9 protein-coding genes and 1 tRNA gene are annotated in these 8,021 nt (G+C 61.8%); 3 read left to right on the plus strand and 7 right to left on the minus strand.

Going from position 1 to position 8,021, the window contains the following annotated elements:
- Window positions 1–255: 255 nt before the first annotated feature.
- From ACW8PS_RS14145 to ACW8PS_RS14170, 6 genes are all read right to left on the minus strand, one after another.
- Window positions 256–340: transfer RNA gene (locus ACW8PS_RS14145), tRNA-Leu, on the minus strand.
- 167 nt (window positions 341–507) lie between these two features.
- Window positions 508–1,875, minus strand: a complete 1,368-nt coding sequence (locus tag ACW8PS_RS14150; protein ID WP_491528138.1) for a TRAP transporter large permease — start codon at window positions 1,873–1,875, stop codon at window positions 508–510.
- On the minus strand, window positions 1,872–2,456 hold the full coding sequence (locus ACW8PS_RS14155; RefSeq protein WP_491528140.1) for a TRAP transporter small permease: 585 nt from the start codon (window positions 2,454–2,456) through the stop codon (window positions 1,872–1,874). The genes ACW8PS_RS14150 and ACW8PS_RS14155 overlap by 4 nt, the downstream gene beginning before the upstream one ends.
- A 15-nt stretch (window positions 2,457–2,471) precedes the next feature.
- Window positions 2,472–3,731: a flavin-dependent oxidoreductase gene (locus tag ACW8PS_RS14160; protein WP_491528141.1), complete on the minus strand. Its 1,260-nt coding sequence runs from the start codon at window positions 3,729–3,731 to the stop codon at window positions 2,472–2,474.
- Window positions 3,732–3,744: 13 nt separating this feature from the next.
- Window positions 3,745–4,833: a hypothetical protein gene (locus tag ACW8PS_RS14165; RefSeq protein WP_491528142.1), complete on the minus strand. Its 1,089-nt coding sequence runs from the start codon at window positions 4,831–4,833 to the stop codon at window positions 3,745–3,747.
- A gap of 63 nt (window positions 4,834–4,896) precedes the next feature.
- Window positions 4,897–5,946 carry a TRAP transporter substrate-binding protein gene (locus ACW8PS_RS14170; RefSeq protein WP_491528143.1) on the minus strand — a complete coding sequence of 350 codons (1,050 nt, stop codon included), beginning with the start codon at window positions 5,944–5,946 and terminating at the stop codon, window positions 4,897–4,899.
- A 332-nt stretch (window positions 5,947–6,278) separates the two neighbouring features.
- On the opposite strand from ACW8PS_RS14170, the gene ACW8PS_RS14175 reads away from it, so the two are divergent.
- Together ACW8PS_RS14175 and ACW8PS_RS14180 are read left to right on the plus strand one after the other, a co-directional pair.
- Window positions 6,279–6,857, plus strand: coding sequence for a YqaA family protein (locus ACW8PS_RS14175; protein WP_491528144.1), 579 nt, complete (start codon window positions 6,279–6,281; stop codon window positions 6,855–6,857).
- Complete coding sequence (locus tag ACW8PS_RS14180; RefSeq protein WP_491528145.1) at window positions 6,854–7,321, plus strand: disulfide bond formation protein B; 468 nt, start codon at window positions 6,854–6,856, stop codon at window positions 7,319–7,321. Before ACW8PS_RS14175 ends, ACW8PS_RS14180 begins: the two co-directional genes overlap by 4 nt.
- Here the strand turns inward: ACW8PS_RS14180 and ACW8PS_RS14185 are convergent.
- The gene (locus ACW8PS_RS14185) at window positions 7,318–7,749 is read right to left on the minus strand and encodes an Lrp/AsnC family transcriptional regulator (RefSeq protein WP_491528147.1); all 432 of its coding nucleotides are present in this window, start codon (window positions 7,747–7,749) and stop codon (window positions 7,318–7,320) included. The two genes, ACW8PS_RS14180 and ACW8PS_RS14185, sit on opposite strands and share 4 nt — an antisense overlap.
- 119 nt (window positions 7,750–7,868) lie before the next feature.
- Here ACW8PS_RS14185 and ACW8PS_RS14190 point away from each other — a divergent pair.
- Window positions 7,869–8,021: arginase family protein (locus tag ACW8PS_RS14190; RefSeq protein ID WP_491528148.1), on the plus strand; the 153-nt coding region annotated here is incomplete at its 3' end.

Below are 8,021 nucleotides of genomic sequence, written 5' to 3' on the forward strand. Positions count from 1 at the left end.
TTGCCCCCGTGGCCCTTGCACACAGCGTTCTATAGCGCGTCGCGCCTGATCGGATGCGAGCATTCATCACCCGGACCGAGGCAGCGTTCGCGCAATCGAATGCGTTCGGGTCGGCCGGTGAATTCGATTTGGCGCGACGCGCTCTAAATCATCCTGCGGGCGCGTCACGCTCACCCGCGATCATCGCGCGGGGCGCGCGGGGCACCGGTCGCAGCCCGCAATTCAGCCCGGCCAACAGCCATGCCAAAATCGCTATGGTACCCGAGGCCGGACTCGAACCGGCAAGCCTTGCGGCGGCGGATTTTGAATCCGCTGCGTCTACCAATTCCGCCACTCGGGCAACGCGGGGGCCGGTCTAATCCGCCCGCCCGGCCCCGTCAATATCCGTTCTCTACAGCCTATTGCGTTTTACCCGAGGCACGGCATCACCCTGGCGGGCCGAACGCGGTTGTTTCACAAACCACTGCCTCGGCCCGCCAGGGTGAGTCACATCAAACGCAATGCGCATCAGAACATCACGCCGACCAGCCACAGGGATATGCCCGGAAAGGCCACCAGAATAACGACACGCAGCAGATCGGAGGCCACGAAAGGTGCCACCCCGGCATAGGTCTTGGCGATCGGAATGTCGCGCGCCATCGAATTGATAATAAACAGGTTGATGCCGACCGGCGGCGTGATCAACCCGACCTCGACCACAATCAGCGCCAGAATGCCGAACCAGATCGCCGATTGCTCCTGGGTCATCGCATAGCCCAGAATGTTCCAGTCCAGCGCCTGGACGATGGGAAAGAAAATCGGGATCGTCAGCAAGATCATCGACAGCGAATCCATCACGCAGCCAAAGATCAGATAGGTCACCAGCATGATGGTCAGCACCAGCAGCGGCGCAAAGCCCTGGGTGCTGATCCATTCGGCCAGCTGCTGCGGGGCCTGGGTGAAGGCCAGGAAGGAATTGAACAGATGCGCGCCCAGAACGATGAAAAAGATCATCGCGGTGGAACTGGCCGCAGACAGCACCGAATCAAGAAAGCCGCGCCAGGTCAAACCGCCTGACAACACGCCGTAAATCCCGGTCGCCACCGCGCCAACGCCGGCCCCTTCGGTGGGGGTGAACAGCGCCTGCACCCCGTCCTGGGTCCAGTTCCAATCGCCCGCGATACCGCCCATGACCAGCCCAAAGATGACCACGACCGGCCAGATCCGGCCCAGATCGCGAAACCGCTCGCCCATCGGCACCCGCTCCATCGCCGGGCCGGCCTCGGGTTTGAACCAGCAATAGACGGCGACCGTCGCCATATAGCCAAGTGCCGCCAGAATGCCCGGTACCAGGGCCGCGATGAACATCTTGACGATATTCTGCTCGGCCAGAATGGCGTAGATCACCAGAATGATCGACGGCGGGATCAGAATGCCAAGCGTGCCGCCCGCCGCCAGAACCCCGGTGCTCAGGCTGTCGGAATAGCCGCGTTTGCGCATCTCGGGCAGCGCCACCTGCCCCATGGTCGATGCGGTGGCCAGCGACGAGCCGCAGACCGCGCCAAAGCCCGCGCAGGCCCCGACAGCGGCCATCGCGACCCCCCCCCTTCGGTGCCCCAACCAATCCGAGGCCGCCTTGAACAACGCCGCGGACATGCCTGATTTCGTTGCAAATTGCCCCATCAGCAGAAACAGCGGCACAATCGAAAGCGAATAGCTGGAAAATGTCTCATAGGTCAGAGATTTCATCAGGCTGAGCGGCGCGTTCGCGCGCCCCAGCACGATCCAGGTGCCGACAAATCCGGTGATTCCCATGGCCACACCAATCGGCACACGAAAGAAAATGGCGACCAGCATCAATGCAAAGGCCGCAATCGCAAGCTCAAGTCCGGTCATATCAGATTCTCCCGGCCCTGAAGGGTCCAGTTCAGTGATCGCCAGACCGAATAGATCGATGTCAGCACGAACAGCGCGGAAAACAGGAAACCCAGCCCATAGGGGATCCACATCGGAATCGCCAACTCATAGGTTGTTTCGGGAAAGAATGGCCGCAATCCCATGTTCAGAACATCGCGCAGATCCTGGTTCCAGAACGGAAATTTTTCGCCAAACGCAATCCAGATCCGCCAGGCAATGACAAAAGCCGCCAGGGTGATCAGGGTGTCGCCGATCAGGCCAAAAAACGCCTGGGCGCGCTGCGGAAATTGCGTGACCAGAATATCGACACTGACATGGCCGCGATTGAACTGGCACCAGGGCAAAAAGGCAAAGACGGCCAGGGCAACGCCGGTCTGGACCAGCTCATAATCGCCGCGGATCGGGCGCAGCCCGAAACCATCCAGTGCCCGCCCGATCACCGACAGCACCACCATCACCGCCACCCCGGCCAGCAAGACGCCGCCGCCATAGGCCAGCCAACGGGCGCATTTTTCAATGACCCCGCCAACCGCCCGTTCCATTTCCGGTGCTAACGCCATAGATTTTCCGTCCCCTTATGTATTCAACTCGATCAGCGGCGCGCGGGCATTCAACGCCTCCACGTCAAACCCCGCCACAGCCTTGTAGCTCTGCGCAATTTCGGTAAGTTCCCGGGTGCTCATCACATCCGCGATATTGCTGAATCCATCCGGCGCGCGGGCGGCAACCTCGTCCAGCACCTTATCGGGCCCGTCGCCCCGGTTCAGCATCACCAGCCGGTTCACCGCCTCGCGCCGATCCGCGTCATAGGCGGCAAGCGCGGCCTCGCCCTGGCCCGCCTTCAGCTCACGCGCCAGCACGCGCGCGTCAATGATGGCCTGGGTCGCCCCGTTTGATCCGATCGGATACATCGCATGCGCCGCATCGCCCAACAGCGTGGCGCGGCCATGGCTCCATCTTGGCAGCGGGTCGCGGTCGACCATCGGGTATTCCCAGATGCTTTCAGCCGCGTTGATCAGCGCCGGAATATCCAGCCAGTCAAAATGCCAATCGGCAAATTGCGGTGCGAAATCATGCAGATGGCCTTCGCGGTTCCAATCCTGCCTGTCCCAGGCATAATCCGGCGGCAGGGCCAGATCGGCGATCCAGTTGATGCGCTGTTCGCCATCTGCCCCCAGATCCTGAATCGGATAGCAGACAAATTTGCGATCCGCCGTGCCCGCCATCGCCATGGAGCGCCGGCTCAGAAACCCTTGCGCCCGCGTCACACCGCGCCACATCATCGTGCCGCGCCATCTGGCCCCGCCCTCATCGGGATAGAACGTGGCGCGCACCGTCGAATTTATGCCATCGGCACCGATCAGAACCTGGCCGTGCAGATCCTCCAGCTTTTCGCCGGTCTTGCGGTTTTCCAGCCGCACGACAACGCCCAGCGCATCCTCCTGCCAGCCGGTCAGCGCGGCCCCCGTGGTGATCACCTCAGGCCCGCAGCGCGCCAGCAATTCGCGGTAAAGCAGGAATTGCAGCTCGCCCCGGTGGATCGAATATTGCGGCCAGAGATAGCCCGCCTCCAGGCCGCGCGGCTCGGACCAGATCAACTGCCCCTGGGCCGAGAAATAGGCCACTTCCTCGGTCCGCAACCCGATTGCGTCCAATTGTTTTTCAAGGCCAAGCTCGAACAGCTCGCGCACCGCATGCGGTTGCAGATTGATGCCGACGCCCAGCGGTTTGACATGCGCCACCGCCTCGACGATGTGAAAATGAATGCCCAGCTGATGCAGGCTAAGACCAAGGCTCAGCCCGCCAATGCCGCCGCCGGCGATGATCACGGTCATGATATGGCCTCTCTCAGCAAATCACCCGTCCCTCTTCCAGATAGCATAGCGCCATCAGCAGATAGGCGCTGCCCCAGATCAGTTCCGACCGGTTGGCATAGCTGCGCGGCTGATTGAAACAGCCATCGATCAGCCGGCCGGTCGGCCTCAGATGCCCACACAGCGCCTCCAGCATCGGGTCCAGCACATCAAGAAATTCCAGCGCCTCGCTATTGTCGCAATCCACCGCCATGCGGGCCAGCTGTTCCACCACGATGGCGCTGGCCGAGCTGTCCAATGGCCCCTCCGGGTCGGCAAAATCCCAAGGCGGAACATCGCTGCCGCATTTGCCCTGCCAATAGCCCATCAGCCGCCGCGCCGCGTCGCGATACCGGATCTCGCCAAATTCCTGCCAGCCGCGCAGATAGCCCGCAATGGCCCAGGCCTGGCCGCGGCTCCAGCAACTGTCATCGTTGACTCCCAAAAGCGTGAAATGACGCAAGATACGGTCATCGCTCTGGTGATATTCGATGAATTCGATGGTTGACCCATCGGGCCGGATGAAATCGCGCGCCGTCACATCGAGATGGCGCATCGCGCCTTGGCGGAACACCGGATCGCCGGTTTCGGCCGCCGCCCAGAAATCGAGCCGCAGATTGGGGTGGACATTATCGACCGCCACAATCCGGCGCGAGGCCAGCGTGGTCGATTTCACCTGCACCTCATGGCCGATCGGCATCGCGCCATTTTGCGGAATCGCCATGGCGCGCATCGCATAGGCCGCCGCCAGCGCCAGCGTGCGCAGGGCCGGATCGCCGGTCTCGGCATGCAGCCGCGCGGCGGAATAGTAGAACCTGTGGCCGCGGAACTGGTCGTCCTTTTCCAGCTTGGGGCGCAGCGCCTCGGTGCGCTCGCGCGCCTCCTCGATCAGTTCGGGCCGGCCCAGCAGCCGCCCGGCGATGCGCAAACACTCGACCCAGTGGCCGCCGCACCAATCGCCGTCCTCGACGGTTTCCCAGATGCCGGTTTCAGAATCTGCGTGATAGGGCCAGGCGCTGCCCACTTGGGCGCGGGTTTCCTCTACCCTTGCCAGCAATGCAGCCAAAGCCGATGAATGATCCATGCCTGCGCCGCCCCCGGTGATCAAGGGCGCGCCAGAGCAATGCCCGGCGCGCCCGATCTTCTTCTACATGTCGCCTTCTTGCGCCGCGATATAGCCGCGGGCATCTTCGACGATCTGCGCACCATCCAGACCAAGGCCGTTCATTTCCTCGATCCAGGCGGCGGTGACTTCTTCACCGATGACACGCATTTCAGCGACAACCTCATCCGACAGGGTCACAATGGTGTTGCCATTGGCCGCCGTCACCTCGCGTCCGGTGATATCACCGATATCCATCGCGCGACCTGCCAGGGCCGAGGTCTCGATGCCGGAATTGGCGTCGATCACGGCGCGCAGGTCATCGGGCAGCCCTTCATAGACATCCCGGTTCATCGCCCAGATGAAATAGGTGTTGTAAAGCGCCCGGTCGCCACCGATTTCGGTGTGGCTGTCGGCCAGCTCATGGATGCGCAGCGGCGGCACGATTTCCCATGGGATCACCCCGCCATCGACCACACCCCGGCTCAGCGCCTCGGGGAAGGCCGGAACCGGCATGCCAACGGGCGTCGCCCCCAGCCGTTCCAGCAAGGCATTGGCCTGACGGGATGGTCCGCGCAGTTGCAGACCTTCGAAATCGGCCAATGACGTGATCGGCTCACCGGTCTTGTGAATGACGCCGGGGCCATGCACATGGACCGCCATCAGCTGCACATCGCCAAAGCGCTGATCGCGCAGATATTGCTCGGTGAACTCCCAGGCAGCGCGGCTGCTTTCCTCGGCGCTCATCGTGGTCATGAAGGGCAGCTCCATGGCCTCGGCCTCGGGGAAACGGCCCGGCGTATAGGCCGGAATCGCCCAGCCGCAATCAATCACACCATCGCGGATCTGATCATAAAGCGCCGGCGGGGCACCGCCCAGTTGCATCGCCGGATAAAGCTCGACATTGATCCGCCCGCCCGATTGTTCTTCAATCGCGGCCGCCCAAGGCTCCATGAAAAAGCGCGGCACCGATCCCAGCGGTGACAGGAAATGCTGGCAACGCAGGGTTACTTCTGCTTCCTGTGCCGCACCGGGTGCCGTTGTCAGCGTCAGCGCCACAGCCCCCATGGCGAGTGTGGTTAAAATCTTGGTCATGCCTATCCTCCCAAATTGGTGACATTTCATCGTAGTCTCAAAGCGGCGCAGGCCTTCAAGGCTTTTTTGCACCTTTGCATGATTTCTTTGCTTCGTTCATATTCGCAACCCGCATGTATCGGGGCATTTTGTAACCATCCAATCCGAAACGCGCCCGCGCCCTGCGCCGCGCAACCTTGATTTTCACGGCCGGCACCCTGGCTGATTCCATCCTCATTCATTCTTTAACCGAACGGTCGGTCATTGTCACCTGTCACAATTCTTCCACCCCGCCGCCTTGACCGGATGCCACAAATCCGCCATCGCGCTGTAACCGTTTCGGAGACATCCCAATGATCCGCCGCCTTTACGACTGGACGCTTGGCCTGGCCCAGCATCGCTATGCCCTTGTTGCGCTCGCGGTGATCGCGTTCATGGAAAGCTCGGTCTTTCCGATCCCGCCCGATCTGCTGCTGATCCCGATGATCCTGGCCGCCCCCAGCCGCGCCTTCATGATCGCATTCATATGCATGGTGGCGTCGGTTCTGGGCGGCATGCTCGGCTACTGGATCGGTTATTCCGTGTTCGAGACCGTCGGCCGCCCGGTATTGGAGTTCTACGGCAAGGACGCCTATTTCGAGGAATTCAGCATCCGCTATAATGAATGGGGGGCCTGGGCGGTGCTGATCGCAGGCGTCACCCCCTTCCCCTATAAGGTGATCACCATCCTGTCGGGCTTTACCGGTCTCAGCCTGCCGGTGTTCATCACCGCCTCGATCATTGCCCGCGGCCTGCGATTTTTCATTGTCGCGGCCCTGTTGTGGAAATTCGGCGCCCCGATTCGCGATTTCATCGAACGCAGACTTGGCTTGATGTTCACCTTGTTCGTGATACTTCTGGTCGGCGGCTTTATTCTGGTAAGATATATATGATTCTGACTTATCGTTTGCTTGTTGGTCTCGCCGGTGCCGGTTCGGCGGCCATTCTGCTGGGGGCCTTCGGGTTTCAGCATATCGGCGGGCTGGAACCTTGCGCCATGTGTTTCTGGCAGCGCTGGCCGCATGCCATCGCGATCGGTATCGCGGCTCTCGGCCTGGCGGTTCCACGCGCCTTTTTCGCCCTTGCCGGCGCGCTCAACATGGCTGTGTCCGCCGGGCTGGCAATCTTCCATTCCGGGGTTGAACGGCACTGGTGGATCGGCCCCTCCTCCTGCACCTCGCGCGGGGTTGATCTGACCAGCGGCGATTGCGGCCTGCTGGACCCGACCTGCGGCACCGCCATTGTGCTGTGCGACCAGATCCCCTGGGCGATGTTCGGCCTGTCGATGGCCAATTACAACGTCTTCGGCTCGCTGGTTCTGATGGGGATCTGGCTGCTGGCGGCCAAAAAGGCCTAAGCTCTCGTATACCGGCTGGTGCTCAACAGCAGGCTGGTTTCCGAGGTCGCCACCCCCTCCAGCCGCCGGATATCGCGCAACACCCGGTCCAGCGCCTCCAGCGTGTCGGTGCCCAGCTCAACGATCAGATCCCATTTTCCATTGGTCGCATGCACCGCTTGCACCTGCACCATCCCCGATAGCTGCCGCCGGATCCGTTCCATCCCCGGCCCCTCGATGCCCAGCATGGTCAGCGCGCGCACCGGGCTTTGCGCCAGATCGCCGCGCGTCAGCACCGAAAAGCCCTGAATCTCGCCGCTCAGTGTCAGTTTCTCGATGCGCGCCCGCACCGTGGCCCGGGTGATGCCCAGCGTGACCGCCAGATCCGACAGCGCCGCCCGCCCGTCGCGCCTGAGGGCTGCCAGCAGTTTTCGATCTGTTTCATCCATTCCGGACCATTCTACTTATCAATTCGAGCAATTGCATAACAATTAGATCAATTTGCCTGCTATTGTCCAACGCGAATTGCACGATAGGCAGGGGAAACCCCCACTCGATGAGGCCCAAAATGACCAATGCCCCCTGCCTACTGATAGGCGCACCGATGGATTGCGGCAAACGCCGCCGCGGCTGCATGATGGGCCCCGATGCCTATCGCACCGCTGGCCTGGCCGAGGCGCTGGCCGATCTGGGCCGCGAAATGCGCGATCTGGGCAATGTC

Source organism: Alterinioella sp., from assembly GCF_058343375.1.

Coding starts and splice junctions, on each gene's coding strand:
- ACW8PS_RS14150 (WP_491528138.1), bottom strand. CDS start 1,875: ATGACCGGACTTGAGCTTGCGATTGCGGCCTTTGCATTGATGCTGGTC.
- ACW8PS_RS14155 (WP_491528140.1), bottom strand. CDS start 2,456: ATGGCGTTAGCACCGGAAATGGAACGGGCGGTTGGCGGGGTCATTGAA.
- ACW8PS_RS14165 (WP_491528142.1), bottom strand. CDS start 4,833: ATGGATCATTCATCGGCTTTGGCTGCATTGCTGGCAAGGGTAGAGGAA.
- ACW8PS_RS14160 (WP_491528141.1), bottom strand. CDS start 3,731: ATGACCGTGATCATCGCCGGCGGCGGCATTGGCGGGCTGAGCCTTGGT.
- ACW8PS_RS14170 (WP_491528143.1), bottom strand. CDS start 5,946: ATGACCAAGATTTTAACCACACTCGCCATGGGGGCTGTGGCGCTGACG.
- ACW8PS_RS14175 (WP_491528144.1), top strand. CDS start 6,279: ATGATCCGCCGCCTTTACGACTGGACGCTTGGCCTGGCCCAGCATCGC.
- ACW8PS_RS14180 (WP_491528145.1), top strand. CDS start 6,854: ATGATTCTGACTTATCGTTTGCTTGTTGGTCTCGCCGGTGCCGGTTCG.
- ACW8PS_RS14185 (WP_491528147.1), bottom strand. CDS start 7,749: ATGGATGAAACAGATCGAAAACTGCTGGCAGCCCTCAGGCGCGACGGG.